Origin of the sequence: Pseudomonas sp. zbq_18 (genome assembly GCF_043102245.1) — a bacterium.
GTDB lineage: Bacteria > Pseudomonadota > Gammaproteobacteria > Pseudomonadales > Pseudomonadaceae > Aquipseudomonas.
The window spans coordinates 341,330-368,245 of the sequence record NZ_JBICIT010000008.1 but is presented as its reverse complement, the minus strand read 5'-3'; the positions used below and the strand labels follow the sequence as shown (position 1 = coordinate 368,245).

21 protein-coding genes and 1 other annotated feature are annotated in these 26,916 nt (G+C 64.0%); of the genes, 12 read left to right on the top strand and 9 right to left on the bottom strand.

The window, feature by feature from the left end:
- The first annotated feature begins 80 nt into the window (after positions 1 to 80).
- Together ACF8C6_RS07220 and cysD are read left to right on the top strand one after the other, a co-directional pair.
- Positions 81 to 938, top strand: coding sequence for a DUF6671 family protein (locus tag ACF8C6_RS07220; protein ID WP_392498643.1), 858 nt, complete (start codon positions 81 to 83; stop codon positions 936 to 938).
- Positions 935 to 1,867, top strand: a complete 933-nt coding sequence (gene cysD / locus ACF8C6_RS07215; protein ID WP_392498642.1) for a sulfate adenylyltransferase subunit CysD — start codon at positions 935 to 937, stop codon at positions 1,865 to 1,867. The genes ACF8C6_RS07220 and cysD overlap by 4 nt, the downstream gene beginning before the upstream one ends.
- 63 nt (positions 1,868 to 1,930) lie before the next feature.
- Here cysD and ACF8C6_RS07210 read toward each other — a convergent pair whose 3' ends face one another.
- Positions 1,931 to 4,378 (bottom strand): YbcC family protein, encoded by a 2,448-nt coding sequence (locus ACF8C6_RS07210; RefSeq protein ID WP_392498641.1) that lies wholly within the window; start codon positions 4,376 to 4,378, stop codon positions 1,931 to 1,933.
- Entirely contained in the window at positions 4,375 to 5,901 is a 1,527-nt protein-coding gene (locus ACF8C6_RS07205; RefSeq protein WP_392498640.1) for an NADH-quinone oxidoreductase subunit L, read from the bottom strand. The genes ACF8C6_RS07210 and ACF8C6_RS07205 overlap by 4 nt, the downstream gene beginning before the upstream one ends.
- A gap of 103 nt (positions 5,902 to 6,004) precedes the next feature.
- On the opposite strand from ACF8C6_RS07205, the gene ACF8C6_RS07200 reads away from it, so the two are divergent.
- On the top strand, positions 6,005 to 6,895 hold the full coding sequence (locus ACF8C6_RS07200) for a LysR family transcriptional regulator (protein WP_392498639.1): 891 nt from the start codon (positions 6,005 to 6,007) through the stop codon (positions 6,893 to 6,895).
- A 1,842-nt stretch (positions 6,896 to 8,737) separates the two neighbouring features.
- On the opposite strand, the gene ACF8C6_RS07195 is transcribed toward ACF8C6_RS07200, so the two are convergent.
- Positions 8,738 to 9,960 (bottom strand): IS3 family transposase gene (locus ACF8C6_RS07195; RefSeq protein WP_392498638.1). Its coding sequence is split into 2 segments (ribosomal slippage): positions 8,738 to 9,675 and positions 9,675 to 9,960, totalling 1,224 coding nucleotides; the frame shifts between segments, so codons are not numbered across the junction.
- Positions 9,566 to 9,682 (bottom strand) — a sequence feature (AL1L pseudoknot). (Overlaps the previous gene by 117 nt.)
- 50 nt (positions 9,961 to 10,010) lie before the next feature.
- On the opposite strand from ACF8C6_RS07195, the gene ACF8C6_RS07190 reads away from it, so the two are divergent.
- Positions 10,011 to 10,379, top strand: coding sequence for a DUF1761 domain-containing protein (locus ACF8C6_RS07190; protein WP_392498697.1), 369 nt, complete (start codon positions 10,011 to 10,013; stop codon positions 10,377 to 10,379).
- 258 nt (positions 10,380 to 10,637) lie between these two features.
- On the opposite strand, the gene ACF8C6_RS07185 is transcribed toward ACF8C6_RS07190, so the two are convergent.
- From ACF8C6_RS07185 to moaA, 5 genes are all read right to left on the bottom strand, one after another.
- Positions 10,638 to 12,170 carry a nucleobase:cation symporter-2 family protein gene (locus ACF8C6_RS07185; protein WP_392498637.1) on the bottom strand — a complete coding sequence of 511 codons (1,533 nt, stop codon included), beginning with the start codon at positions 12,168 to 12,170 and terminating at the stop codon, positions 10,638 to 10,640.
- A 130-nt stretch (positions 12,171 to 12,300) separates the two neighbouring features.
- Complete coding sequence (locus ACF8C6_RS07180) at positions 12,301 to 13,104, bottom strand: outer membrane protein OmpK (RefSeq protein WP_392498696.1); 804 nt, start codon at positions 13,102 to 13,104, stop codon at positions 12,301 to 12,303.
- A gap of 437 nt (positions 13,105 to 13,541) precedes the next feature.
- Positions 13,542 to 14,360 carry a substrate-binding periplasmic protein gene (locus tag ACF8C6_RS07175; protein ID WP_392498636.1) on the bottom strand — a complete coding sequence of 273 codons (819 nt, stop codon included), beginning with the start codon at positions 14,358 to 14,360 and terminating at the stop codon, positions 13,542 to 13,544.
- A 79-nt stretch (positions 14,361 to 14,439) separates the two neighbouring features.
- Entirely contained in the window at positions 14,440 to 15,798 is a 1,359-nt protein-coding gene (locus tag ACF8C6_RS07170) for an 8-oxoguanine deaminase (RefSeq protein ID WP_392498635.1), read from the bottom strand.
- A gap of 141 nt (positions 15,799 to 15,939) precedes the next feature.
- Positions 15,940 to 16,935 carry a GTP 3',8-cyclase MoaA gene (moaA, locus tag ACF8C6_RS07165; protein WP_392498634.1) on the bottom strand — a complete coding sequence of 332 codons (996 nt, stop codon included), beginning with the start codon at positions 16,933 to 16,935 and terminating at the stop codon, positions 15,940 to 15,942.
- A 198-nt stretch (positions 16,936 to 17,133) separates the two neighbouring features.
- On the opposite strand from moaA, the gene ACF8C6_RS07160 reads away from it, so the two are divergent.
- Positions 17,134 to 17,751 (top strand): TetR/AcrR family transcriptional regulator, encoded by a 618-nt coding sequence (locus tag ACF8C6_RS07160; protein WP_392498633.1) that lies wholly within the window; start codon positions 17,134 to 17,136, stop codon positions 17,749 to 17,751.
- A gap of 135 nt (positions 17,752 to 17,886) precedes the next feature.
- Here the strand turns inward: ACF8C6_RS07160 and ACF8C6_RS07155 are convergent, their stop codons facing one another.
- The gene (locus tag ACF8C6_RS07155; RefSeq protein ID WP_277690906.1) at positions 17,887 to 18,321 is read right to left on the bottom strand and encodes a heme-binding protein; all 435 of its coding nucleotides are present in this window, start codon (positions 18,319 to 18,321) and stop codon (positions 17,887 to 17,889) included.
- 245 nt (positions 18,322 to 18,566) lie between these two features.
- Between ACF8C6_RS07155 and gcl the strand changes: the two genes are divergently transcribed.
- From gcl to ACF8C6_RS07120, 7 genes are all read left to right on the top strand, one after another.
- Positions 18,567 to 20,342 carry a glyoxylate carboligase gene (gcl, locus tag ACF8C6_RS07150; RefSeq protein WP_392498632.1) on the top strand — a complete coding sequence of 592 codons (1,776 nt, stop codon included), beginning with the start codon at positions 18,567 to 18,569 and terminating at the stop codon, positions 20,340 to 20,342.
- 116 nt (positions 20,343 to 20,458) lie between these two features.
- Positions 20,459 to 21,241, top strand: a complete 783-nt coding sequence (hyi, locus tag ACF8C6_RS07145; RefSeq protein ID WP_392498631.1) for a hydroxypyruvate isomerase — start codon at positions 20,459 to 20,461, stop codon at positions 21,239 to 21,241.
- 87 nt (positions 21,242 to 21,328) lie between these two features.
- Positions 21,329 to 22,219 carry a 2-hydroxy-3-oxopropionate reductase gene (locus ACF8C6_RS07140; protein WP_392498630.1) on the top strand — a complete coding sequence of 297 codons (891 nt, stop codon included), beginning with the start codon at positions 21,329 to 21,331 and terminating at the stop codon, positions 22,217 to 22,219.
- A 196-nt stretch (positions 22,220 to 22,415) separates the two neighbouring features.
- Entirely contained in the window at positions 22,416 to 23,690 is a 1,275-nt protein-coding gene (locus ACF8C6_RS07135; RefSeq protein ID WP_392498629.1) for a glycerate kinase, read from the top strand.
- A complete protein-coding gene (pyk, locus tag ACF8C6_RS07130) occupies positions 23,687 to 25,102 on the top strand; it encodes a pyruvate kinase (RefSeq protein ID WP_392498627.1) in 1,416 nt (471 codons plus the stop codon). The genes ACF8C6_RS07135 and pyk overlap by 4 nt, the downstream gene beginning before the upstream one ends.
- A 4-nt stretch (positions 25,103 to 25,106) precedes the next feature.
- Positions 25,107 to 26,018 carry an urea transporter gene (locus tag ACF8C6_RS07125; RefSeq protein WP_392498626.1) on the top strand — a complete coding sequence of 304 codons (912 nt, stop codon included), beginning with the start codon at positions 25,107 to 25,109 and terminating at the stop codon, positions 26,016 to 26,018.
- A 56-nt stretch (positions 26,019 to 26,074) separates the two neighbouring features.
- On the top strand, positions 26,075 to 26,914 hold the full coding sequence (locus ACF8C6_RS07120) for an ion transporter (protein ID WP_392498625.1): 840 nt from the start codon (positions 26,075 to 26,077) through the stop codon (positions 26,912 to 26,914).
- The last annotated feature ends 2 nt before the right edge of the window (positions 26,915 to 26,916 follow it).

Below are 26,916 nucleotides of genomic sequence, written 5' to 3'. Positions count from 1 at the left end.
TATTCGACTCGATAATCTATTTTTGACTATATCAGTGACTGGTGAAAATGCCTGCAACGACATCTGCAGGAGTCATCGCCATGTCTGCCGCTCAAGCCCCTCACGGAACACTCACTGCCGCGCAGCAGGTGCAGCGCGTCAGCTTTCTCACCTGCCATGAAAAGACTCGCCTGGTGGCCGACGCGCTCGCGCCACTGGGGCTGCGTATCGACACGGTGAACAGCTACGACACCGATCACTTCGGCACCTTCAGCCGCGAAGTGCCACGTCAGGGCAGCGCCCACGACTCGGCGCAGGCCAAGGCGCAACTGGCCTGCTCGCTGGGTGCAACGCGCTATGGCCTAGGCAGCGAAGGCAGCTTCGCCCGCGACCCGCACCTGGGCTGGCTGCCCTGGGATTACGAGATCCTCTGCCTGTGGGATGCCCAGCTGGAATACCCGGTATTTGCCATGGCCGGTTCGGGCGCCACCAACTACGCCCAGGCCGAGATCGCCAGCCTTGAGCAGGCGGAGACCTTCCTGCGGCGCGCCCGATTTCCCGAGCACGCCCTGATCCTGGGACGTCCTGGCGAACCCTGGTTCCGCAAAGGTGTGCGCAACCCCGACTGGCTGCGCGGCCAACTGCAGTGGCTGCTGGAACGCGAGGCGCTGGTCTGGCTGGAAACCGACATGCGTGCGCACCTCAACCCCCTGCGGCAAACCGTGATTCGCGAAGCGGCCGAACAGCTGGCGCAACGCCTGGCCAGCCGCTGCCCGCGCTGCCGGGCACCTGGCTTCGCCGTGGCCCGCAGCGAACCCGGCCTGCTGTGCGGTGATTGTGGCCTGAGCACGCCCCTGGTAGCGGCACACGTCTGGCAATGCCCGGCCTGCCAATATGAGGAACGACAGGCCGTCGGGCAGCTGGCCAGCCCCGGCCAATGCGCGCAGTGCAATCCATGAGCAGCATTGCTGCCGGTGCGCGCCTGACCCACCTGCGCGCCCTTGAGGCCGAAGCCATCCACATCCTGCGCGAAGTGGTGGCGGTGATGCGCACCCCCTGCCTGTTTTATTCCATCGGCAAGGATTCCACCGTGCTGCTGCACCTGGCGCGCAAGGCCTTTTTCCCGGGGCCGTTGCCGTTTCCCCTGCTGCACGTAGACACCGGCTGGGAGTTCCACGAGATGGGCCAGTTCCGTGATCGCCTGGCCGCACGTCTGGGCCTGGACATGCGCGTGCACATCAACCCCGATGGCGAGCGGCTGAATATCACGCCGTTTTCCGTAGGCTCGGCCAAGTACACCGACCTCATGAAAACCGAGGCGCTCAAACAGGCGCTGGCGCAGTACGGTTTCGACGCCTGCTTCGGTGGCGCCCGGCGCGACGAGGAAAAGTCGCGGGCCAAGGAGCGCGTCTGTTCCTTCCGTGACCCGCACCAACGCTGGGACCCCAGGCAGCAGCGCCCCGAGCTGTGGCAGCTGTACAACACCCGGATCAATGCCGGCGAGAGCCTGCGGGTATTCCCGCTGTCGAACTGGACCGAACTGGACATCTGGCAGTACATCCACCTGGAAAACATCGAGATCGTCGACCTCTACCGCGCCGCGCCACGCCCGGTGGTAGAGCTGCACGGCACCCTGATCTGCGTGGACGACGAGCGTCTGCTGGAGCACCTTACGCCGCAGCAGCGCGCCAGCATCCAGACCCGCTGGGTACGGTTCCGCACCCTCGGCTGCTACCCGTTGACGGGGGCCGTGGAGTCGCAGGCGCAGACGCTGCCGGCGATCATCCAGGAGATGCTGCTGACCCGCACGTCCGAGCGCCAGGGCCGGGTCATCGACCATGACCAGGAAGGCTCGATGGAGAAGAAGAAAATCGAAGGCTACTTCTAAACCGCTCAACCTCTGCCGCCAGAATCACCGAGGCCGCGTCATGCAGACGCGGCCTCGGTGTTTTCAGGCATCCGGCAAGGCCTCCCAGCCGCAGGCGGTGCGCCGCTCCAGTTGCGCCGGCTGGCCGTCCAGGCACAGCAGGTGCAGCCAGCCGTGCTGCACCAGGTCGCGCACCACCGCATGCGTCTCGATCACTCGGTCGATCATCGCCTGCGGCGCTTCGATGACCACGTGCAGGCGCAGCGGGCGGTGCATCCACTGCTGGCCGTCGTGCAGCGACTGGCGGGCCAGGCCGATGCGCAGATCGCCGCCGTTGCCCTCGAACACGCCGATATGGCCGCCCACCACGTTGTGCAGCAGCTTGTTGCCGCTGCCGAACCGCAGGTTGTCGGTGGTGGAGGTGAAGTACTGCAGGTTGATCCAGTGCGCCACCACCATCGGTGCGGTCATGATCAGCTCCAGCACGCTGCCGTCGCGGTCCTCGCGCCAGTCGTAGTCGTGCAGGAAGGCACGGCCCTGCAGATCGACGCCACGGGTGCGGGCGCGCGGTGCGGCGATGAACGCGGCGTTGCCGGCCAGGCCCCACTCGGGGCGAGTCTGCGCCCAGTCGCGGGCGCGCCGGCGCAGCCGCGCCAGCAACCTGTCGGGCTGCTCGCGCAGGGGCGCCAGGCCCAGCTTCGCTGCCCGCTGCCGACGCACCTCGGCAGCGGCGCTGTCCAATGCCGCCCGCAGGCGCTGCCAGCTGGGTTGCAGCGCCTGGGGCAGCGCCGCGTGATCGAAGACCTGGACTTCATCAGTGGTGGTGTTGTGCAGCCCGGCCAGCACATGGCAATGCGGCGGCAGATCCAGTCCGCGCTCGCGCAGGCCAGCGCGCACTTCGGCTTCATTGAGCAGACTGGCCAGCAAACGTGCATTGATCTCGCCGCTCTGCCCGCAGCAGGCACCGCAGTCGAGCCCGGCTGCCTGCGGGTTGTTGGCGCTCTGGCTGCCATGGCCGACCAGTACCAGCAGTGCCGGCACGGGCCCGCTGAGGCCCATGGCCTTGAGGATGCGTTCGGCCAGTTCGACCTTCTGCGCCAGGGCCATGGTGGGCAGCTGCGGTTGCAGGCATTGCCATTCACTACGGCGCCAGGCGCTGTGATCCGGTTGGGCCGGGCTGTCGCTCAGGCCGTAGGTGCGCCCCAGCAGTGCGCCGGCGTAGCCCAGGCCGACGCTTTCAACCAGGGTAAAAGTCGAGGCCGGCAGGCGTTCGAACAGGCGCCAGCTGCCCTGGCGCGCGAGGCGACTCTGGCGTGCCTGAGCCAGCTGCCGGTCCTGTGCGGCGTCGCCCGTGCCCTCGCCCACCTGCAGCTGCGGGGCCAGCAACCCCGGCAGTTGTGGGCGTGTGGCGCGGGTGCCCAGCGGGGTGTAAGCGATGGGCAGGCCGAAGAAGCCGGCGAAACCACCGGTTTCCACGTCAGCACAGGTGTGTTCGAGGGCACGGCGCAGCGGCTCGGAGCGCACGTCGATGCAGAAAAACAGCTTGGCCAGCGGCGACTTCGGCAGCGCCGCCGGTGTGCTCCGGCACAGCGCGCGCTGCAGCTGTTCCTGCCAGGCCAGTTCGTCGGCCCGCTGCCAGGTCTGCAGGGCCTGCCAGGTCGCCGAGGGCGGCTGTTGCAGGCGCGCCTGCCAGGCCGCACGCCAGCACTGCCAGCGGCTGTCACCGTCGCGCCGGCGGTCATCCACCAGCCATTCCCAGGCGGCGCGAATGGCCAGCAGTTCGAGCATGCTGTGGTCGTCAGCCCCCTGCAGGCGGGCCTGCCAACGCCGGTAGGCGCACCAGGACGCCCAGCCAAGGCTGCGCAACAGCAGGCAGTCGAACCAGGGCGCCCAATCTGTCGCCGTAAGGCCAAGGCGCTGCACCGCCGCCTCCAGGGCCGCCTGCGGTTGCTCCGGCAGTTCAACGATGCGCTGATGCAGCTCGCGACAGGCGCTGAGTACACTCAGGCCTTTGTCCGCCAGCATGCTGCTGCGCCAGGCCTGATACAGCCCGGCGCGGGTATCCGCGCGCCAGTCCGCCTGCTCGCGGTCGAACCAGGCGGCGCAGCACTGGCCGATCTGCTGGGTGATCAGCACGGGCCAGCCCGGCAGCGGAATCCCGGGTTCGGCCAGGTCTTCCAGCAGCGGCAAGCCTTGGCCGGGCTCTTGGGGCGCGTCCAGTGCCTGCAACAGGTCGGCCGGGCTTTCGCTCATACCGCGTTCAGCCAGTGCCTGGCGCAGGTGGCGCTCGGTGATGGTGCCGTCCTGCCAGGCCTTGCGGTAGTCGGCGGCATCCAGGGTCAGGCGACTTCCGGCGCGCTGCCAGAGCTGCTCGGCGACCACCTGCCAGGGCTGCTCACGGCGCTCCCACAGCGGGCTGACGGCAATCATGCGGTCCAGCGGCCAGGTTGGCGCGATCCGCGCACAGGCTTGGCGCGCTGCCTCGTGCAGGGCTTGCCGGTCGAGGCCGGCGAGAGGTTCGAGCGCAGTCATGGGCGGTCTCCAGAGGTCGAGATGAGGGGCTGCGGCGAGCGCACCGGCCACAGGCGGAAGGTCAGGCGGGTGAAGTACTCGTCCAGGTAGAAGCCGGCGAACGCCAGCGGGTAGAGGCGTTGCGCCAGGGCGCCGTTGGGATGCGCGATGAGCACGGACTGCAGCAGAAACAGGCCAAGGAACAGCAGCACCGCCAAGCCGGTCAGCGCCAGCGGTGCAGTGCCGAGCGGCTGATCGAGCACCCAGCCGGCAAGCTGGTGCCACAGCAGGTAGGCACCCAACAACAGGGTGAACATGGCCAGCCCGTACGGCAGTTGCCCACGGCGCAGGCACCAGGGCGCCAGGCCGATGGACAGCAGTGTCAGGGCAACCAGGGGCAGCGTGTGGCCCGGCAGCGCCCAGGCCCACAGCGTATGCAGCAGGGCCAGCGCCAGGCCTGCCAGCAGCAGGGCGAACAGCAGGCCACCCAGCCGCGGCGCCGCCGTTTGCGGCTGCAGGGCATGCTGGCGGGCCTGAGCCACGGTTTCGCCCGCCGCGAGGAAGGCATGAGCCTTGTACAGCGAGTGAGCCAGCAGGTGCACCAGGGCCAGTTCGTACAGGCCCAGACCACACTCCAGCAGCATCAGGCCCATTTGCGCGCAGGTCGACCAGGCCAGACGAACCTTGATGCTGATGCGGGTCATCATCACCAGCGCGGCGATCACCGCCGTCAGGCCTCCGACCACCACCAGCAGGCTCTGCGCCGGTACGGCCGCGGAGAACAGTGGGGCGAAGCGCAGCAACAAGAAGCCGCCCAGGTTGACCAGCCCGGCGTGGAGCAGCGCCGAAACCGGCGTCGGTGCTTCCATCACCTGGATCAGCCAGCCGTGTACCGGCAGCTGGGCGGACTTGAGAATCACCGCCAGGGCCAGCAACAGCGCGGCCAGTTGCAGATCCCAGCCCAGCTGCCCGCTGGCCTGCAGACGCGCGTTCACGGCATCGAGAATCGTGGCGATCTGGCTATCGCCGCCGGCGCGCACCAGCAACACGGTGGCCAGCAGCAGGCAGGCATCCGCCAGGCGGCTGGCGAGAAACTTCTTGTGCGCCACCACCAGCGCCTGGGGGCGGTCGCGGTAGAAGGTCAGCAACTGGTGCAGGCACAGGCTGGAGATGATCCAGGCACCGACCAGCAGATACAGGTTGGCGCTGGTCACCACCGTGGCCACGGCGGCCAGGGTGGCGAGCAGCGCCAGCACGTAGCGGCGCTGCCCCGGCTCACCCTCCAGATAGCGCTGGGAATAGTCGATGATCACCAGGGCCAGCAGACCAACCAGACCGGCCATGGCCAGACCGAGGCGGTCGCTGCCCTGCCCGTCCAGAGCGGCCTGTAGCCAGGCGGCTAGCACCAGAATCAAGCCCAGATAACCGGCCGTCCGGGCCGGCCACCAGAGCCGGTATGGCGAACCGATGAAGGCGGCTGGCAACAGGGCCAGGGCATAGACCCAAGGCAGCAGCTGAACCAGCGGAAAAGACAGACCGGGCATGGCATAGGCTCCACAGACGCTTGATGGCGCCAGTGTCGTGGAGCGCTTGCGCTATTAAAAATAGATTGATAAGAATTGATCGTTCACATTTGAAGAACTAAAAATGCGCCGACTGAATTTCCACCACCTGCACTACTTCTGGGCCGTGGCCAAGGAAGGCAACCTGACCCGCGCCGCCGAAGCGCTGCATGTCTCGCAGTCGGCGCTATCAACCCAGATCCGCGTGCTGGAAGACCAGCTCGGCCATGCCCTGTTCATTCGATCCGGCCGCAGCCTGCGGCTGACCGAGGCCGGGCAACTGGTACTGGACTACGCCGAGACCATCTTTGCCCTCGGCAGCGAGCTGCAGGCCACCCTGCACAACACCCGGCAAGCCAGCCAGACGCTGCGCATCGGCGCCGTGGCCACCCTCTCGCGTAACTTCCAGGAGAACCTGCTGCGGCCCTTCCTTGGCCGTGCGGGCCTGCACATCACCCTGGAATCCGGCAGCGTGGATGAGCTGCTGGAACGCCTGGCCCTGCACAAACTGGATGTGGTACTGACCAACAAGGCGATCAGCGCCGACAATCAGCGCACCTGGCAGTGCCGTCTGCTCGATCGCCAGGCAGTCTGCCTGATCGGCCCGCCGCGTACGGATTCACGCCCCTTCGAGCTACGCCGCGACCTGCAGCAGGCCCGCCTCATCGTGCCCGGCCGCAGCAGCGACGTGCGCAGCCAGTTCGAGGTCTACTGCAACAGCCATGGCCTGCAGCCGGACATCTGCGCCGAAGTCGACGACATGGCCATGCTGCGCCTGCTGGCACGAGACTCCGGCGACATGGCGCTGTTGCCGGCCGTAGTGGTACAGGACGAACTGCGCAGCGGCGCCTTGCAACTGTATGCCGAGGTGCCCGACATCGCCGAACAGTTCTACGCCGTTACCCTGCAACGCCAGTTCAGCCTGAGCATTCTGGATGAACTGCTCGGCCTATCGCTGCCAAAAGACGGCACATAAAGGAAAAGTGCTAGCCAGGGATTATTGAAAATTCGCTGCCCACTAGTGGGCGACGATAGCCACCGCATAAAGATCTCTGGATTACCCCGCAATGTCTCTGGCGAGAGTGAGCTTCAGTACCACTACTTTTCCATTGCTTGAAGGATGGGGCTGCGATTTGCACTGCATTCATGAAAGTACCCTACTCGTACGGCAAGACGAGGATGCCGGCTAACCCCAAAGGCACTAACGGCCATAGACTGCGCCCTAATCAAAGGCGAGGAACTGCTCCATAACAACAGTCGCCGGCCAAGGACAGACCATAGACATGCTGCTATCAGCTTCGTACTCTTTGGCAGGTCATGTCGCTTTTTCTTCCAGCCTCATGTCGCACCTCCACCGCCACCCCGAAGGCAAATCAAGGATTTACCGATGGACAAGGAACGTTATCCGACACAAACGGCGCAAAATATTCCGCCACATCTGTCGTCTACTTATAGTTAGGTGCTAAACAGTGGACGCAAACAAATTACTTGACCAAGTCAAAGATACTGAGTCCTTTCTAGTCTTTGTCCGTGCACTAGCAGCAGATCGAGCCGAGTCATCTGCACAGGAAACAGCCAGCTCAAGCTCACCATATGGAGCTGACGCCAATGGCTGGGAAAACACAACAATTGAGTCCTTTTTAGAAAGTGCAGTCGCATGGGCAGAAGCTAGTAATTTTGGTCTCGCTCAGGGTCTTTCCCCATCAAATCCATGGAAGCAATTCGCTATCTTTCTTTACTGCGGCAAGACTTATGAGTAAGCACCTAACAATGCGCTCAACGCCGCTCACTTCGTTCGCTGGACAGCCAAAAGCTCCGCTTTTGTCTGCCCGTTAGCTTAATCGTTAGGTTCACATGATGAACTGGGCCCTCCTCATACTCGTGTCAATATTCACAGTTTTAGTGAACCTTGTGTTTCTGAGCAACGACACAGAAACGAGCCAGAAGCCACTCATAATCTTCAACTGCGCAATGCTAATCGGGTATGTGCTCATGTACATGTTCTACGGAAGCAAGCGCCAGAACACACTAAAAATCTGGCTCCCGATAAAGTCAAAAATCAAAGCAATTTTTCTACGCATATTGGTTCTCGGGCTTTGCCTAGCTGCACTGCCGCTAGCTTATAAATTATCGCAAGCATCTGAATGCACAGAATTCCTGGTGTACGGAAAAGGGGCAAGCCTCAGTTGGGCACTATCTTTAATGTGCAAGCTAACAGGCCCCATAACTCCAGCAATTCTTGTGTTATCTCTAATGGCTTGGGCGCTTCCTAGCCTTGTGAAAATTGTCTGGCAAAAAACCTAACAAATGGTTCAAGTCGCTCGCTTCGCTCACTCGGGACCGGCTAACGCCGGCCCCCTTAACCAAACGTTAGGCCACAGATGAAAGTTTTTGGACCTCCTGAAGGCTGCTACCTATATCTTCACGGCGTAGCACTAACATCATCTATTAGCCTAGCCGATGGCGTGGAGTTGCTGCCGGCTGGGCGTCCTAAACTATCCTACTCTCTCTTAGATAACATGGAGCGAGACGAGGATCGTGCTGTTCTAATGCTCTTTTTGCCTAGGGTTTCCTCACAGCTACGAATAACCGGAGCTAACGCACAGGAAGTTGCGACGCGAGCGTGGAACGGTGTGTGGGACGGCATGTTAGTAGGCGCTCTGGCGGGGTACGAGGTGACATGCAATCTCCAGTCAAATTCGCCTATTGAGGAACTTACTGAAATATCAAATATTCACGTGACCAACCACCATCTGCGCGGACTGCGAAGTTGGCCCCCTGAATCGCACCGGGTTTCGTGGAGGCCATTTCGTTTAAGTCAGGCCGCCACGGCCTGATCTGTTTGTTGCTGGAGGAAGTTTGCCTCAGCCTCCGCAGGCGGGATATACCCGATTGAGCTCAGCAGGCGCTGGTGGTTGTACCAGTGCACCCATTTCAATGTCGCCATTTCAACAGCCTCGCGGCTCTTCCATGACTGTCGGTAAATCAGCTCGGCCTTGTACAGCCCGTTGATTGTTTCAGCCAAGGCGTTGTCGTAGCTGTCGCCCTTGCTACCCACCGATGGCTCGATACCGGCCTCTGCCAGCCGCTCGCTGTAGCGGATCGAGACATACTGACTGCCCCGATCACTGTGATGGATCAGCCCTCCCGTGAGATGCGGCTGACGGGCATACAGGGCTTGCTCCAGAGCATCCAGTACGAAGTCCGTCTTCATGCTCGTACTGACTCGCCAACCGACGATCCGCCGCGCAAACACGTCAATCACAAACGCCACGTACAGCCAGCCCTGCCATGTCGATACGTACGTGAAGTCCGACACCCAAAGCTGATTTGGGCGGTCGGCATGGAACTGGCGCTGCACTCGATCCAACGGACACAACGTTTTGTCCCCGGCCACCGTTGTCCGCACGACCTGACCGCGCCTTATGCCCTGCAACCCGGCCCGGCGCATCAATCGCTCAACCGTGCATCTGGCTGCCTCGAAACCTTCTCGCTGGAGCTGCTTCCAGACCTTCACCGCGCCATAGCACTGCATGTTGGCATCCCATACGCGCTGAATTTCCAGGATCAACGCATCATCGCGCCGAGCACGACAACAGCGCAGTGCCGGGTTGCGCTGTTGTGCCGCGTGCCGACGATAACCGGACGGGGCGATCTGTAAGACGCGGCAGATCGACTCGACCCCGAGACGGTCACGATGCTGATCGACAAATGCCCTCAGGACTTGGTGCGGCGGTCGAGCTCCGCCTGGGCAAAATACGCACTGGCCAGACGCAGGATCTCGTTGGCCTTGCGCAGCTCGCGGTTCTCTCGTTCTAGGGCCTTGATGCGCTCACGCTCTTCAGTAGTCGGCCCCGGGCGCTGACCGACATCGGTCTGATGGCGACGAATCCAGCCATGCAGGGTTTGCGCTGCACAGCCAATCTTCGGGGCAATGGCCTCAATGGCTGCCCACTCGGAGGGGTAGTCACTCAGGTGCTCCAGAACCATGCGCACGGCACGTTCACGGATTTCAGGGGAGTAGGTCGTAGTCTTTCTCATGGCCTCATCTTCTCAAGAGTTGAGGCCTCCACGAAACCCGGTGCGATTCAATTGCGAGTTATGCCCTTGGCTTTGCTTGGTACCACTGGGTGGTTTTTGGTGAAGCATGGGCAAATGCTTTAGGTATCACAAAAGAAGAAGCTGACAATACCGAAGGTCTTGGTGGTGCCTTTATAATATCTTTAATTTCGGGACTTACAAAAAGCATAGTTATCGCCTTACTTATGACAACAATAAATATATCCGGCATTCTTAGCGGTACTTTATTTGGCGCAATAATTGCCGTCATATTTATTGGCACGTCATTAGGCTACTACAATGGCTTTGCTCGTACGCCTTCAAAGCTGACATTAATAAATTCGGCACATGGTTTGGTTGAGCTTTCTCTTATTGGAGCAATTGTCGGCGTATTCACTTAGCAAACCTCGCCTGACAAGTGGTACATGGACTCTCCCCACAAGTAGTGGGCAAAGCTTTTGATCTACGCTGTCGGCAGCGCGGTTGCATTCGTATATCCGGCCTGTAGTGGGCGCGAGCGCCCTGGCCATTCTGTAGTTCGCGCAGCGGGAGTTGGATATCCAAGAGCGGCACCCCAAGTCATACGTTGACCTGATCCTCAGTGGCGGCTTTACAAAAAACGGCGCATCAGCGCCGTTTTTCTTAACTGGTGCACGTCATCAATGTGCATGCGCGGTCTGTCGTCGGCGCTTTGCTGAGGCTTGCGTCCCCTCCTCCCCGCTGTCGGCCTCGATGATGGGAACCTCATTGCCCTCACAGTCGTACAGCTTGCCGTCACGGAAGTAGTCGCCATCGTTGAGGGCGGCGATGTCCTGATAACGCAAGGTGCGGTCGCTGGCGGCGACGAATACCGATTGTTGGTCGGAGTTGCCGGCCTTGAGGTGGTTGAACAGCAGGTTGAGCAGGATCGCCATGATCGCCGCCGAGCTGATGCCGGAATGGAGGATGGTTTCGAACCAAGCCGGGAAGTGGTGATAGAAGCTTGGCGCGGCGATGGGGATCATGCCGAAGCCGATCGAGGTGGCAACGATGATCAGGTTCATGTTGTTGCGGTATTCGACCTGGGCCAGGGTGCGAATCCCACTGGCCGCCACGGTGCCGAACAGCACCACGCCTGCGCCGCCGAGCACGGCAGTGGGCACTGCCGCGATCAAACGGCCCATCACCGGCAACAGGCCGAGGGTGACCAGGATCAGACCGGCCGTGGCCACCACATAGCGACTCTTGACGCCAGTTACAGCCACCAGGCCGACGTTCTGGGCGAAGGCGCTCTGGGTGAATGAGCCGAATAGCGGTGCCAGGCTGCTGGAGATCATGTCCGCGCGCAGGCCATTGCCCAGGCGCTTGGAGTCGACCTTGGTGTCGATGATTTCGCCCACCGCGAGGATGTCTGCCGAGGTTTCCACCAGGGTGACAATGATCACGATCAGCATCGACAGGATGGCGGCGAGCTGGAACTCCGGCATGCCGAAGTGCAGCGGTTGTGGCATGGCAACCAGCGGCCCTTCTAGCACCTGGGAGAAGTCAGCCATGCCAAAGCCTACGGCGACGAGGGTGCCGATCACCATGGCCAGCAGGATCGACAGGCGAGAAATGCTGGCATTGCCCAGTTTGCTCAGCAGCAGCACGGTGGCCAGGGTGAACGCCGCCAGGCCGATATTGGCGGTGCTGCCGAAGTCCGGCGCAGAGCTGTTGCCGCCCATCGCCCAGCGCGCCGCGACGGGCATCAGGGTCAGGCCGATGGTGGTGATGACGATGCCCGTCACCAGGGGCGGAAAGAACTTGGTGATGCGTGAGAACACCGGCGTGATCAGCAAGCCGATCAGTGACGCGGCAATAACCGCACCGAACACCACCGGCAGCCCCCCCGCGCCATTGCCACCGATGATGGCGATCATGGTCGCCACGCCGGCGAAGGACACGCCCTGCACCAGCGGCAGCTGACAGCCGAAAAAGGGAATACCGAGGGTTTGCAGCAAGGTGGCGAGGCCACCGGCGAACAGCGAGGCCGCGATGAGCAGGCCGATATCGGCCGGTGCGAGGCCGGCCGCCTGCCCCACGATCAGGGGAACGGCGACGATGCCGCCGTACATGGTGAGCACATGCTGCAGCCCGTAGGCCAGGTTGGCAGCAACGCCGAGGTTTTCGTCCTCGGGACGCCGTGTTGCGGAGGATGATACGGAGGAAGTCATATGCAGTTGCTCGCGTTGTTGTTCTGGCGCGTCTTACGACAGGCGCTGGCGCACAATCGGATGATTTCTGTATACATATTCCATACCACGCGCACCCACTCAGGTACGCGCGGCACTTGTGGGCATGACCTTAGAAGTGCACCTTGGCGATCCAGCTGAAGGTGCTCTGGTCGGTGCCACCGAGGATCTGGTCACCCAGGAAGCTGTCGTCGTCGATGCCGTACTTGTCCTTCCAGTAGTCGTACTCGATACCGACGTACAGCTGCTTGGCCCCCCAGCCCATGGCCTTGCCCAGGTCGTACTTGATCTGCGGGACGAAGTGCAGGTTGGCGTGGTAGGTGCCGCGGCTGTTCTCGTCGTTGTCCACCACCCAGTCCATGAAGCCGTCGATGAGGATGTCGGAGTCTCCCAGTGGGATGGTGAAGCTCCAGGCTGGCGTCACCTGCCAAACGTCGTCGCCTGGGCGGCTGCCGTCGCTGGTGCGGTTGTAGAAGTTGAGCGAGAAGTAGTTGAAGCCCGGGATGTCCAGATCGAAGCCCGGCCCGATCAGGTAGGACTCCACGTCGCCCTCGCCGAACTCGTAGGTCATGGCCAGCAGCACATCCTTGACCGGGCCGAACTGGATCTTCTGGTCGAAGATCTTGCCCAGCGACAGGCGCGGGGAAAACTCGCCGTAGTAGGTATTGCTGCCGACCTGCGCGTCGTCCTCGCCGTTGTAGAAGATCTTGTCGACGAAGAAGAAGTTGTCGCCGTACTTCCAGCCATCGGCATGCTCGAAGGTCAGGGTCTGCTGGATGTTCGGGTTGATCTTGTAGCTCTGCCCATAGAGGTAGGTCAGGCTGTTGCTTTGCCAGTGCAGCAGATCCTCAGCGGACGCCGGGGCGGCAGCCAGGCAGGTGGCGGTCAGCGCCAGGGAATGGGGCAGATAACGCAGTTGCATGTGGGTATTCCTTATTGTTTTTTGCGGTTGCAGTTGCCCCGTCCACTATCCCCCCTCCACGGCGAGCGGCTTGCAGACAGGAGAATGGAATAGGCGGAATTCAGCCGAGCAAAGGGCCAGGCAATAAGGCAGCCCTGGCATTGCCCGCACGCGGCGTTGGCGCAGCAGCCACGGACATGGCGAGCAAAGGGGATATGGCGCCGGGCATCTCGCCCAGCTGGGAGCGAACTCCGCAACGGATGGATGAACTCATGGGTAAAGCCTGCCTGTTGTTGTTCTCGGTCGTGGGCTTACTTGGGTGTTCACGGACACCCATGTGTTTATCGTCAAAGCCTGACCTTTCGATCAGCTTTGGCTCGTTATACACCCTGTAAACAGATCAAACAATATTCCAATACAGGAATGTATACATTTGTAGAAACGAGCGTTTGTCAGAGCTGCTTTTTCTCTTTCTGGCGCTTGAGGAAATCCACTTTCCACTGCTCCAGACCGAGGTATTCGGAATCCAGATTGGCTTCCACGCCGTGGCGCAGTTTGAGCGCGGCGATGGTCTCGGCATGGCGGGTCTGAAACTGATCGAAGCGCTGCAGCAGCTGTGGCTGGCGTACGCTGGAAAGGTGAAAACTGCCGCGGCTGTGCGGCAGCGAGGGGTCGAACACCAGAGCACCCGGTCGGGCCCGGATGTTGTCCAGGTAGTAGGTGGCCACGACTACGTTGTAATAGGCCCCGTCGGCCTCATCGCGCAGGGCCAGGCGCAGCATCTGCTTGAGATCGGCCCCGCTCACCACCTGGGTCTGCCCGGCAGAGATGCGCGCCTGGTAGTCCCCGGGAGTCCAGCCTTCGACCAGGGCCAGGCGCTGCAGGCGCCCTACCCCCTTGCCCAGCTGCTGCGGCGGCACCAAGACGCCATCCACATAGTCGACCACGGGCTGACTGTAGGCGACGCCAGCACCCTGCTTGGCGTCCTGGGCCCATTGCGGGCTGTCCGGGTATTTGAAGTCGATGCTGCCGTTGAGCAGGTGCCGCGTCAGCTGGCTGACCGGCAAGGCCTGGTAGCGCAACTCGATGCCCGCTTCACGGGCGAACAGGTCGAGCACTTCGCGCGCGAAGCCCTGGTAGTCGCCCTTCCCGTCCTGCCAGTAGTGCGGCTGGAAAGACTGCTGCTCGACACCCACCACATAGCTTTGCGCCAAGGCGCCTTGCGTACACAACAGGCCGGCACTCAGCCAGCCGATTACCCGAGGTTTCATGACCTTCTCCTTGTTTTCGTTTCGGGTAGACGCGCGCAAGCCCCGCGAACCCCTGGCTCGCGGAGCTTGCGTGCAGGTTTTACTCGCCGCTGACCAGGTGTAGCGCCAGCTGGTTGTGGCGCTCCAGCACGCGCGGCAGGTCGATGGTGGTGATCTGCCCACCACTGACCACCACGCGGCCGTTGATCACGCTGGTATCGACCTGGGTCGGGGTGCAGAACACCAGCGCCGCCAGCGGGTCGTGATGGGCGCCGGCATAGGCCACGTGGCCGAGGTCGAAGGCCACGAAGTCCGCCGCCATGCCCGGTGCCAGGGCGCCGATGTCGTTGCGGTTGAGCACCTTGGCGCCGCCCAGGGTGGCGATTTCCAGCGCCTCGCGGGCGGTCATCGCATCCGGGCCGAAGCCGACACGCTGCAGCAGCAGCGCCTGGCGCACCTCGCCGATCATGCTGGCGCCGTCGTTGGAGGCCGAACCGTCGACCCCCAGGCCGACCGGCACGCCGTGGTCGCGCATCTTGCGGATCGGCGCGATGCCCGAGGCCAGGCGCATGTTCGAACACGGGCAATGGGCGACGCCGGTGCCGGTGCGGGCGAACAGCTCGATACCGTGCTGGTCCAGTTGCACGCAGTGGGCGTGCCACACGTCATGGCCGACCCAGCCCAGGTCCTCGGCGTACTCGGCCGGGGTCATGCCGAATTTCTCGCGGCTGTAGGCGATGTCGTTGACGTTCTCCGCCAGGTGGGTGTGCAGCGATACGCCGTAGTGGCGCGCCAGGACCGCCGCCTCGCGCATCAGGTCGCGGCTTACCGAGAACGGCGAGCACGGCGCCACCACCACGCGCAGCATCGAACCGTGGGCGGCGTCGTGGTAGTCCTCGATCAGGCGTTGCGACTCCTTGAGGATGTCGGCCTCCTTCTCCACCACCGAATCGGGCGGCAGGCCGCCCTGGCTGCGCCCGACGCTCATGCTGCCGCGCGCGGCGTGAAAGCGCATGCCGATCTCGCCGGCGGCGTGGATGCTGTCGTCCAGCCTGCAGCCGTTGGGGTAGATGTACAGATGATCGCTGGAGGTGGTGCAGCCGGAGAGGATCAGCTCGGCCATGGCGGTCTGGGTCGACACCGAGATCATCTCCGGCGTCAGCCCGGCCCAGATCGGGTAGAGGTTGGTCAGCCAGTTGAACAGCTCGCCATCCTGCGCCGCCGGCACCACGCGGGTCAGGCTCTGGTACATGTGATGGTGGGTGTTGACCAGGCCGGGAATGACCACCTTGCCGGTCATGTCCAGCACCAGGTCGGCGGTTTGCGGCAACTCATGCGAGGGGCCGACCTGGCGAATCAGGTTGTCTTCGATGAACATCCCGCCGCGCTTGATCTCGCGGCGCTCGCCATCCATGGTCACCAGCAGTTCGGCGTTCTTCACCAGCATTGTTTTAGGCATGTGCGAATTCCTTGGCCCCACCGGGCTTGTGCTTGTTATGGGTAGGCGCGCCACGCAATTCTCGGATTCGCGCGCAGCGGCCCTGACCGGGCGCCACTAAAGGTCTGGCCAGGTGAAACAGGACGAATCCAGGGATGTCGTTCAGCCGCCGGTCATGCTCATGAAGCGCACGACCTGAACTTGTTCATTGGCGTCGAACCAGTGCCGCTCGGGTTTCAAACGCAGCGCATCGATCAACGCCGCGCGCAGGCGTTCGCCGTCGCCGGGATGGCGACGCAGCAGCGCCTTGAGATCCAGCGCACCCTCGTGGCCCAGGCACAGCACCAGCTTGCCTTCGGCGGTGACCCGCACACGGTTGCAGTCGCCGCAGAAGTTGCGGCTGTGCGGCGAGATGAAACCGACCTGGGTGTCGCTGCCGACTACCTGCCAGTAGCGCGATGGCCCGCCCGTACGGTGACTGCTGGGCAGCAGCTGAAAACGCTCTGCAACCCGCTCGCGCACCTCATCCGAGGTGCACAGGGTGACCTTGCGCTCGTGGCTGGAGATGCTGCCCAGCGGCATCTCCTCGATGAAGCTGATATCCAGCCCGCGCTCGACGGCGAAGGCCACCAGATCCTCCACCTCGTCGTCGTTGCGCCCCTTCTGCACCACGCTGTTGAGCTTGATGCGGCGAAAACCGGCGGCGCGCGCGGCGTCGATGCCCTGCAGCACCTGATCGAGGGCGTCGCGGCGGGTGAAGGCGGCGAAGCGCTCTCGCTGCAGGGAATCCAGGCTGATATTGAGGCGATCGACGCCAGCCTCGCGCAGCGCCGGCGCCAGATGTGCCAGCTGCGAGCCGTTGGTGGTGATGGCCAGGTCTTCCAGCTCGGGGCGCGCGCCCAGGCGCCCCAGCAAACTGAGCAAATTCTTGCGCACCAACGGCTCGCCGCCGGTGATGCGGATGCGCTTCACCCCCAGACCGATAAAGGCATCGGCCACGGCGTAAAGCTCTTCCAGGGTGAGGATCTGCGCGCGGGGAGCGAAGACCATGTCTTCGCTCATGCAGTATGTGCAACGAAAGTCGCAGCGGTCGGTGACCGACAATCGCAGGTAGGTGATGCGACGCCCGAAGGGGTCGAGCAGCTGTGGGTCTTGCATGACTTTAGCCTGTCGCAATACGCAGCGGCGACTGCCGCGGTCGTAGGCGCCAAAGAATGGAAACAGAAGATCTAATTTTTGTATACAGGAAATTCATCCAGTACCTTGCTTGAGGCTCGCGCAAACCCGGTGCTACCATGCCGAACCCTCGCCAGCCGGCCCTTCTGGGGCTGTCGACGAGCCATTCAAGGAGAGCCTGTGAGTAGTATTCGCGAGCGCAACATGGCGCTGATCCTGCAAGCCGCGAGCCAGGAATTCGCCGACAAGGGCTTCGCCGCCGCCAAGACCAGCGACATCGCCGACAAAGCCGGCCTGCCCAAGCCCAACGTCTACTACTACTTCAAGTCCAAGGAAAACCTCTATCGCGAGGTGCTGGAAAGCGTGATCGAGCGCCTGCTGCAGGCCTCCCTGCCGTTCGACGAGGACGGCCACCCCGAACAAGTACTGCGCGACTACATCCGCACCAAAATCGCCATTTCCCGCGACCTGCCCTACGCCTCCAAGGTGTTCGCCAGCGAGATCATGCACGGTGCGCCGCACCTGTCGGCCGAACGCACCGAACAGCTCAACGGTCAGGCACGCTTCATCATCGGTTGCATCGAGCGCTGGATCGACCAGGGCCTGATGGCCAAGGTCGATGCCAGTCACCTGCTGTTCAGCATCTGGGCGGCGACCCAGACCTACGCCGACTTCGACTGGCAGATCTCGGTGGTCACCGGCAAGACCAGCCTCAGCGACGCCGACTACGAGGCCGCCGCCGAGACCATCATCCGCCTGGTGCTCAAAGGTTGCGAAGTGCAGCCGGTAAGCGCCTGAGCGCTTTCAGCAGCCCCGCGTAGGTTGGGTTGAGGCGCGAAGCGCCGAAGCCCAACAGCAGAGTGGCCTGAACGCCGGCTGTTGGGCTTCGCTTCACTCAACCCAACCTACGGCGCGGATCTGTAGCCCGACCGCTCACACCCCCGGATCGGCCTGCAGGCGCATGGCCTCCAGTGCGCTCACCGCGCACTGCTCATCGATATCCGAGGCATCGCCACTGATGCCCACGGCACCTATCACCTCCCCAGCCTGATCGCGGATCAGTACACCGCCCGGTGCCGGCACCAGATTGCCGCCTGCCAGGTTATTGGCTGCACCAATAAAGGCCGGGCGCTGCTGGGCATCAGCCGCAATCAGCCGCGAGCCCTTGCCCAGGGCGATGGCACCCCACGCCTTACCGATGGCGATCTGCGGGCGAAGCATGCTGGCGCCGTCCTCGCGCTGCAGACAGATCAGGTGGCCACCGGCATCCAGCACGGCGACGGTCAGCGGCGCGGTGCGCAGTGCGCGGGCGGTGTTGAACGCCTGACTGGCAATGCCCAGGGCGGTTTCCAGGTTGAGTTGCGGCATGTTCATAGCTCCTTGAAGGATGGCTGGCCAGCAATTTTGCGCCACCGATTACACACATTAAACCTAATCTTTGTATACATTTAGATGAGCATAATTTTTACAAACCCGCCACAGATCAATTGAAACAGCCGTTTCAAAACAAAATCACTTTGCTTGCCTCGCCGCTTGACCCTCGTCGAAAGCCATGAATAGAATCTGTCGCATACAGTTTTGTATACACTTTCACAGGCACAGAGGAACAATAAATGGCCAGAATGAGAGCAATAGAAGCCGCGGTACTGGTGCTGCGCCGTGAAGGCGTAGACACCGCCTTCGGCATCCCCGGCGCGGCGATCAACCCGTTCTACGCGGCGCTGAAGAAGGTCGGCGGTATCGACCACGTTCTGGCTCGTCACGTCGAAGGCGCCTCGCACATGGCCGAGGGCTACACCCGCACCACTCCGGGCAATATCGGCGTGTGCATCGGTACTTCCGGCCCGGCCGGCACTGACATGGTCACCGGCCTGTACTCGGCCTCCGCCGACTCCATCCCGATTCTCTGCATCACCGGCCAGGCGCCGCGTGCCCGCCTGCACAAGGAAGACTTCCAGGCCGTCGACATCACCAGCATCGTCAAGCCGGTGACCAAGTGGGCGACCACCGTGCTGGAGCCGGGCCAGGTGCCCTATGCCTTCCAGAAAGCCTTCTATGAAATGCGCAGCGGCCGCCCCGGCCCGGTGCTGATCGACCTGCCGTTCGACGTGCAGATGGCCGAGATCGAATTCGACATCGATGCCTACGAGCCGCTGCCGCTGGCCAAGCCGAGCGCCACCCGCGCCCAGGCCGAGAAAGCCCTGAGCATGCTCAACGCTGCCGAGCGCCCGCTGATCGTCGCCGGTGGCGGCATCATCAACGCCGACGCCTCGGACAAACTGGTGGAGTTCGCCGAGCTGACCGGCGTGCCGGTGATCCCGACCCTGATGGGCTGGGGCACCATTCCCGATGACCACCGCCTGATGGCCGGCATGTGCGGCCTGCAGACCTCGCATCGCTACGGCAACGCCACCCTGCTGGAATCCGACCTGGTGTTCGGCATCGGCAACCGCTGGGCCAACCGCCACACCGGCTCGGTCGATGTCTACACCGAAGGCCGCAAGTTCATCCACGTCGACATCGAACCGACCCAGATCGGCCGCGTGTTCAACCCGGACCTGGGTATCGTCTCCGACGCCGGCGCCGCCCTGGACGCCTTCCTCGAAGTGGCCCGCGAGTGGAAAGCCGCCGGCAAGCTGCAAGACCGCAGCGCCTGGGTCGAATCTTGCCGCGAGCGCAAGCGCACCCTGCAGCGCAAGACCCACTTCGACAACATTCCGGTCAAGCCGCAGCGCGTGTACGAGGAGATGAACGAGGCGTTCGGCAAGGACACCTGCTACGTCAGCACCATCGGCCTGTCGCAGATTGCCGGCGCGCAGTTCCTCCACGTCTACAAGCCGCGCCACTGGATCAACTGCGGCCAGGCCGGCCCGCTGGGCTGGACCGTGCCGGCCGCCCTCGGCGTGGTCAAGGCCGACCCTTCGCGCAACGTGGTGGCGCTGTCCGGTGACTACGACTTCCAGTTCATGATCGAGGAGCTGGCCGTCGGTGCGCAGTTCAACCTGCCCTACATCCACGTGCTGGTGAACAACTCCTACCTGGGCCTGATCCGCCAGGCGCAGCGCGGCTTCGACATGGACTACTGCGTGCAGCTGGCCTTCGAGAACATCAACGCGCCAGAGATCAACGGCTACGGCGTCGACCACGTCGCGGTGGTCGAGGGCCTGGGCTGCAAGGCGATCCGCGTGTTCGACCCGAACGAGCTGCAGAACGCCTTCGCCGAGGCCAAGCGCCTGATGGCCGAGTTCCGCGTGCCGGTGGTGGTCGAGGTGATCCTCGAGCGCGTCACCAACATTTCCATGGGCACCGAGATCAACGCCGTCAACGAGTTCGAGGAGCTGGCCGCGCGCGGCATCGACGCGCCGACCGCCATCTCGCTGCTGGACTGAGACTCCCCTCTCCCGCCGGGAGAGGGGCCGGGGGTGAGGGACTGCCCGAAGAAAACCAAGCACCCTCACCCCAACCCTCTCCCATTGGGAGAGGGAGTTAACCAAGGAGCCAAGACATGCCCCGTTTTGCCGCCAACCTGTCCATGCTGTTCACCGAAGTGGACTTCCTGGATCGCTTTGCCGCCGCCGCCGAAGCCGGCTTCAGCGGTGTCGAATACCTGTTCCCCTACGACTACCCGGCCGAGCAGATCAAGGCCCAGCTTGACGCCAATGCGCTTACGCAGGTGCTGTTCAACCTCCCTGCGGGCGATTGGGCGAAAGGCGAGCGCGGTATCGCCTGCGATCGGAGCCGGGTCGAGGAATTCCGCGCCGGCGTGGACCAGGCCATCGCCTACGCCCAGGTGCTGGGCAACCAGCAGATCAACTGCCTGGCCGGCATCCGCCCGCAAGGCTACGACTGCGCGACCATCAAGCAGACCTTCGTCGACAACCTCAAGTACGCCGCCGGCAAGCTCGAGGCCGCCGGCATCCGCCTGGTCATGGAAATGATCAACACCCGCGACATTCCGGGCTTCTACCTGAACACCACTGCTCAGGCCCTGGAGATTCGCGAGGCGGTAGGCAGCGCCAACCTGTTCCTGCAGTACGACATCTACCACATGCAGATCATGGAAGGTGACCTGGCCCGCACCGTGGAGAGCAACCTCGCCGTCATCAACCACGTGCAGCTCGCCGACAACCCGGGCCGCCACGAGCCGGGCACCGGCGAGATCAACTACCGCTTCCTGTTCGAGCACCTGGACCGCATCGGCTACCAGGGCTGGGTCGGCTGCGAATACAAGCCCAAGACCACCACTGCCGCCGGCCTCGGCTGGCTGAAAACCCACAACGCCATCTGAACCTCCCCTCTCCCACGTGTGGGAGAGGGGGCGGTCGGCGCATCGGCGCCGGCCAACCCCATAACAACGTTCCAGGAGACTCCACTCATGGCAAAAATCGGATTCATCGGTACCGGCATCATGGGCAAACCCATGGCGCAGAACCTGCAGAACGCTGGCCACACCCTGTTCTTCTCCGAGCACTTCGACAAGGCGCCCGCCGACCTCGTCGGCGCCAACGGCATCGCCCTGGCCAACCCGCGTGAAGTCGCGCAGGAAGCCGAGTTCATCATCATCATGGTGCCGGACACGCCGCAGGTCGAAGACGTGCTGTTCCGTGCCGACGGCGTGGCCGCGGGCGTCGGCGCCGGCAAGGTGGTGATCGACATGAGCTCGATCTCGCCGACCGCGACCAAAGTCTTCGCCGAGAAGATCAAGGCCACCGGCGCCGCCTACCTGGACGCCCCGGTGTCCGGCGGTGAAGTCGGCGCCAAGGCCGCTACCCTGTCGATCATGGTCGGTGGCTGCCCGAACGCCTTCGAGCGCGCCCTGCCGCTGTTCCAGGCGATGGGCAAGAACATCACCCGCGTCGGCGGCAACGGCGACGGTCAGACCGCCAAGGTGGCCAACCAGATCATCGTCGCCCTGAACATTCAGGCCGTCGCCGAAGCCCTGCTGTTCGCCGCCAAGAACGGCGCCGACCCGGCCAAGGTGCGCGAGGCGCTGTCCGGCGGTTTCGCCGGCTCGAAGATCCTCGACGTGCACGGCGAGCGCATGATCAAGGGCACCTTCGACCCGGGCTTCCGCATCAGCCTGCACCAGAAGGACCTCAACCTGGCCCTGTCCGGCGCCAAGGAGCTGGGCCTGAACCTGCCGAACACCGCCAACGCGCAACAGGTGTTCAGCACCTGCGCCGCCATCGGTGGCAGCAACTGGGACCACTCCGCGCTGATCAAGGGCCTGGAGCACATGGCCAACTTCAATATTCGCGGCGAATAAGAGCCAGTCCCTTCGGAAGGTTGTGGGAGCGGCTTCAGCCGCTCCCACGCCGACTGACGAGCTGCTCCGCCCACCCTATCGACCTTCCTGGCCTGCGGAGTCACGGCCCAAGGGCCAGGTTGGTCGATTCCACTGCACAGCTGCCGTGCGCGACGGCTGTGCAATGGAATCGGCCTGCACAACAAGAGATCCCGAGATGACCATCGATCCGCAACGCCTGCTGCGCGACCTGTTCGCCACCGCCATCGCCGCCGCCCACCCCGACCAGGTGCTCGCCGACCACCTGCCCGCCGACCGCAGTGGCAAGGTCATCGTCATCGGTGCCGGCAAGGCCGCCGCGGCCATGGCCGCGGTGATCGAGCGCGAGTGGCAGGGCGAGGTCAGCGGCCTGGTGGTAACCCGCTACGAGCACGGCGCCGACTGCCGCAAGATCGAAGTGGTGGAAGCCGCCCACCCGGTGCCGGACGATGCCGGTGAGCGCGTTGCCCGCCGCGTGCTGGAGCTGGTCAGCAACCTCCGCGAAGACGACAAGGTGATCTTCCTGCTCTCCGGCGGCGGCTCTTCCCTGCTGGCCCTGCCGGCCGAGGGCATCTCCCTGGCCGACAAGCAGGCGATCAACAAGGCGTTGCTGCGCTCCGGCGCGGCCATCGACGAGATGAACTGCGTGCGCAAGCACCTCTCGGCGATCAAGGGTGGTCGCCTGGCCAAGGCCAGTTGGCCGGCCAGCGTCTACACCTACGCGATTTCCGACGTGCCGGGCGATGAAGCCACGGTGATCGCCTCCGGCCCCTGCGTTGGCGACCCGACCACCTCGGCCCAGGCGCTGGCGATTCTCGAGCACTACCAGATCGACATTCCGGCGAACGTGCGCGCCTGGCTGCAGGACCCGCGCTCGGAAACGGTCAAGCCGGGCGATCCGTGCCTGGCGCGCAGCCACTTCCAGCTGATCGCCACCCCGCAGCAGTCGCTGGACGCCGCCGCCAAGCGCGCTCGCGAAGCCGGCTTCACCCCACTGATCCTCGGTGACCTGGAAGGCGAGTCGCGGGAAGTGGCCAAGGTGCACGCCGGCATCGCCCGCCAGGTAGTGCTGCATGGCCAGCCGATCAAGCCGCCCTGCGTGATCCTCTCCGGCGGCGAAACCACCGTCACGGTGCGCGGCAACGGCCGCGGCGGGCGCAACGCCGAGTTCCTGCTCAGCCTCACCGCCTGCCTCAAGGGCCTGCCCGGCGTCTATGCGCTGGCCGGCGACACCGACGGCATCGACGGCTCCGAGGACAACGCCGGCGCCATCATGACGCCCTACAGCTTCGCCCGGGCCGGCCTGCAGCAGCTGGATGCCGAGGCCGAACTGGCCAACAACAACGGCTACGGCTACTTCGCCGCACTCGACGAACTGGTGGTCACCGGACCGACCCGCACCAACGTCAACGACTTCCGCGCCATCCTGATCCTCGAGGCCTCTGCCCAATGACTCCGAACAAGAAAGCCAAGATTCTTGCCACCCTCGGCCCGGCCGTAAAAGGCATCGACGACATTCGCCAGCTGGTCGAAGCCGGGGTGAACATCTTCCGCCTCAACTTCAGCCACGGCGAACACGCCGACCACGCCCAGCGCTACCAGTGGGTGCGCGAGGTCGAGCGTCAGCTGGGCTGCCCGGTCGGCATCCTCATGGACCTGCAGGGGCCGAAACTGCGGGTCGGTCGCTTCGTCGGCGGCAAGACCCAGCTGTTCAAGGGCCAGGCCTTCCGCCTCGACCTCGACGCCACGCCGGGCAACGACGTGCGGGTCAACCTGCCGCATCCGGAAATCATCGCCGCGCTGGAGCCAGGCATGAGCCTGCTGCTGGACGACGGCCGCCTGCGCCTGCAGGTGACCGCCCAGCACGCCGATGCCATCGACACGATCGTCATCGCCGGTGGCGAGCTGTCCGACCGCAAGGGCGTCAACGTGCCGGAAGCAGTGCTGCAGCTGTCGCCGCTGACCGCCAAGGACCGCGCCGACCTGGCCTTCGGCCTGGAGCTGGGGGTGGACTGGGTGGCACTGTCCTTCGTCCAGCGCCCGGAAGACATCATCGAGGCGCGCGCGCTGATCGGTGACAAGGCCGCGCTGATGGCCAAGATCGAGAAGCCCTCGGCGGTGCAGCACGTCGAAGCCATCGCCCGCCTGTGCGACGCGATCATGGTGGCGCGTGGCGACCTCGGCGTGGAAGTGCCGGCGGAAAACGTGCCGCGCATCCAGAAGGACATCGTCCGCGTCTGCCGCCAGCTCGGCCGGCCAGTGGTGGTGGCCACGCAGATGCTCGAATCCATGCGCTTCTCCCCTGCCCCGACCCGCGCCGAGGTCACCGACGTGGCCAACGCCGTGGCCGAAGGCGCCGATGCCGTGATGCTGTCGGCCGAGACCGCCTCCGGGGACTACCCGCTGGAAACCGTGCAGATGATGAGCAAGATCATCCGCCAGGTGGAAAACGGCCCGGACTACCAGGCCCAGCTCGACGTAGCCCGCCCACAGGCCGAGGCCACGGCGAGCGACGCCATCAGCTGCGCCATTCGCCGGATCAGCGCGATCCTGCCGGTCGCCGCCCTGGTCAACTACACCGAGTCCGGCTCTTCCAGCCTGCGCGCCTCGCGCGAGCGGCCGAAGGCGCCGATCCTCAGCCTGACGCCGAGCCTGGAGGTGGCGCGCAAGCTCACCGTGGCCTGGGGCATCTACTCGGTGATCAACGCGCGCCTGGGCAAGATCGAGGAAGTCAGCAGCACCGCGCTGGAAATTGCCCGCAGCCAGGGCTTCGCCGGCAGCGGCGATACCGTGGTGATCACCGCCGGCGTGCCGCTGGGGCAGCCCGGCAGCACCAACATGCTGCGCATCGAGCAGCTCGGCTGATGCCATGGTGCTGGCCAGTGGTTTCCGCGCCCTGCTCTGCGCCTTCGCGCAGATCTTCCTGCAGCAGCGTCCGGGCTTCGGCCTGGCGGTGCTGCTGGCGCTGCTGGTCGGGGCACCCAACCTGCTCGGTGATGCGCTGCTCGGCGCCCTGGCCGGCAACCTGGTGGCGCAGCGTCGTGGTTACGCCCAGGCCGATATCGACAGCGGCCTGTACGGCTACAACGGTGCCCTGATCGGCCTGCTGCTGAGCCTCAAGCTGGCCTGGACGCCCCTGCTGCCGCTGTTGGTGGTGACCCTGGCCGGGGCCTCCTGCCTGATGCTCAAGCCCTGGATGCAGGCCCTGCGCGAACGTCGCTGGCTGCCTGCCTATACCCTGCCGTTCGTGCTGTGCGGCTGGGCGCTGCCGGGGCTGGCCAGCCTGCTGCAGCTGCCCCTGGCGCCCGCCGCGCCGCCCATGGCGCTGGTCGACAGCGGTTGGCAAGCGTTCGTCGAAGCGACCCTGCGCGGCCTGGGCCAGGTGATCTTTCTCGATCATCCGCTGGCCGGGCTGTGCCTGTTGGTCGGCCTGTTTATCCATGCGCCGCGCGCCGCGACCTGGGCGCTGGCCGCCGCCGCGCTGCCAGTAGCCCTGGCGCTGCTCAATGCTCCCGCCTCGCCCCTGGTGCTGCAGGGCCTGCTCGGGTACAGCCCGGTACTGGCCGTCGTCGCCCTGACCCAGCTCTATCGCCGCCCTTGGGCGCCACTGGCCGCGCTGCTGCTGAGCCTGCTTCTGCAGCCGGGTTTCAACGCCCTGGGCGTGGCGCCGCTGACCATGCCGTTCATCCTCGCCTGCTGGCTGGTACTGGCCAGTGATCGCCTGCTACGCCACGCCGTCACGGGCTGTGTGCCCTTGCCAGAGTCGCGACGCATTCCCTAGGCTTGTACCCCTGCGTCCGTCCGGCGCAGGGTTTTCCAGCACAAGGAACAGGCACCATGGATCAGCCGCACAGCTGGCGCGAGCGTCTCTACGTCATCATCTTCCACACCGATACGCCGGCTGGACAGCGCTTCGACAACTGGCTGCTGGCCTGCATTTTGGTCAGCCTGGTGGTGGTGATGCTGGACAGCATCCAGAGCATTCACCAGCACTACGGCGTCTGGCTGTTCGGCATCGAGTGGCTGTTCACCGCGTTATTTGCCGTCGAATACGGCCTGCGCCTGTACTGCTCGCCCAAGCCTTTGCGCTACGCCTTCAGCTTCTTCGGCCTGATCGACCTGCTGGCCATCCTGCCGGCGTTCATCGGCCTGTTCTACGACGGTGGCCAGTACCTGATGGTGGTGCGTGCCCTGCGTCTGATCCGGGTGTTCCGCGTGCTCAAGCTGAGCCCCTACATGAAGCAGGCCAACTTTCTGCTCACCGCGCTGCGCGGCAGCCAGCAGAAGATCATCGTGTTCTTCGTCAGCATCGCCACGCTGGTCACGGTGTTCGGCGCCATGATGTACGTGATCGAGGGGCCGCAGCACGGCTTTACCAGCATTCCCAAGGGCATCTACTGGGCCATCGTGACCCTGACCACCGTAGGCTTCGGCGACGTGGTGCCGAAAACCCCGCTGGGCCAGGCGCTGGCCTCGCTGGTGATGATCACCGGCTACTCGGTAATCGCCGTGCCCACCGGCATCTTCGGCGCCGAACTGGCCAACGCCATGCGCGAGCACGGCCGCCTGCGCCATCCCTGCCCCAGCTGCAGCAAGATCGAGCACGAACCCAACGCGGCCTTCTGCGACCGCTGCGGCAATCCCTTGTATCCGCGCCAGAGTGATACGACGCAGTGATG

Excerpts from the sequence above, each read along its gene's own strand:
- ACF8C6_RS07170 (WP_392498635.1), bottom strand. The coding sequence starts at position 15,798 with ATGCCTAAAACAATGCTGGTGAAGAACGCCGAACTGCTGGTGACCATG.
- cysD (WP_392498642.1), top strand. The coding sequence starts at position 935 with ATGAGCAGCATTGCTGCCGGTGCGCGCCTGACCCACCTGCGCGCCCTT.
- ACF8C6_RS07200 (WP_392498639.1), top strand. The coding sequence starts at position 6,005 with ATGCGCCGACTGAATTTCCACCACCTGCACTACTTCTGGGCCGTGGCC.
- ACF8C6_RS07120 (WP_392498625.1), top strand. The coding sequence starts at position 26,075 with ATGGATCAGCCGCACAGCTGGCGCGAGCGTCTCTACGTCATCATCTTC.
- ACF8C6_RS07205 (WP_392498640.1), bottom strand. The coding sequence starts at position 5,901 with ATGCCCGGTCTGTCTTTTCCGCTGGTTCAGCTGCTGCCTTGGGTCTAT.
- ACF8C6_RS07220 (WP_392498643.1), top strand. The coding sequence starts at position 81 with ATGTCTGCCGCTCAAGCCCCTCACGGAACACTCACTGCCGCGCAGCAG.
- ACF8C6_RS07185 (WP_392498637.1), bottom strand. The coding sequence starts at position 12,170 with ATGACTTCCTCCGTATCATCCTCCGCAACACGGCGTCCCGAGGACGAA.
- ACF8C6_RS07125 (WP_392498626.1), top strand. The coding sequence starts at position 25,107 with ATGGTGCTGGCCAGTGGTTTCCGCGCCCTGCTCTGCGCCTTCGCGCAG.
- ACF8C6_RS07210 (WP_392498641.1), bottom strand. The coding sequence starts at position 4,378 with ATGACTGCGCTCGAACCTCTCGCCGGCCTCGACCGGCAAGCCCTGCAC.
- ACF8C6_RS07140 (WP_392498630.1), top strand. The coding sequence starts at position 21,329 with ATGGCAAAAATCGGATTCATCGGTACCGGCATCATGGGCAAACCCATG.
- ACF8C6_RS07135 (WP_392498629.1), top strand. The coding sequence starts at position 22,416 with ATGACCATCGATCCGCAACGCCTGCTGCGCGACCTGTTCGCCACCGCC.
- ACF8C6_RS07175 (WP_392498636.1), bottom strand. The coding sequence starts at position 14,360 with ATGAAACCTCGGGTAATCGGCTGGCTGAGTGCCGGCCTGTTGTGTACG.
- moaA (WP_392498634.1), bottom strand. The coding sequence starts at position 16,935 with ATGCAAGACCCACAGCTGCTCGACCCCTTCGGGCGTCGCATCACCTAC.
- ACF8C6_RS07155 (WP_277690906.1), bottom strand. The coding sequence starts at position 18,321 with ATGCCGCAACTCAACCTGGAAACCGCCCTGGGCATTGCCAGTCAGGCG.
- hyi (WP_392498631.1), top strand. The coding sequence starts at position 20,459 with ATGCCCCGTTTTGCCGCCAACCTGTCCATGCTGTTCACCGAAGTGGAC.
- gcl (WP_392498632.1), top strand. The coding sequence starts at position 18,567 with ATGGCCAGAATGAGAGCAATAGAAGCCGCGGTACTGGTGCTGCGCCGT.
- pyk (WP_392498627.1), top strand. The coding sequence starts at position 23,687 with ATGACTCCGAACAAGAAAGCCAAGATTCTTGCCACCCTCGGCCCGGCC.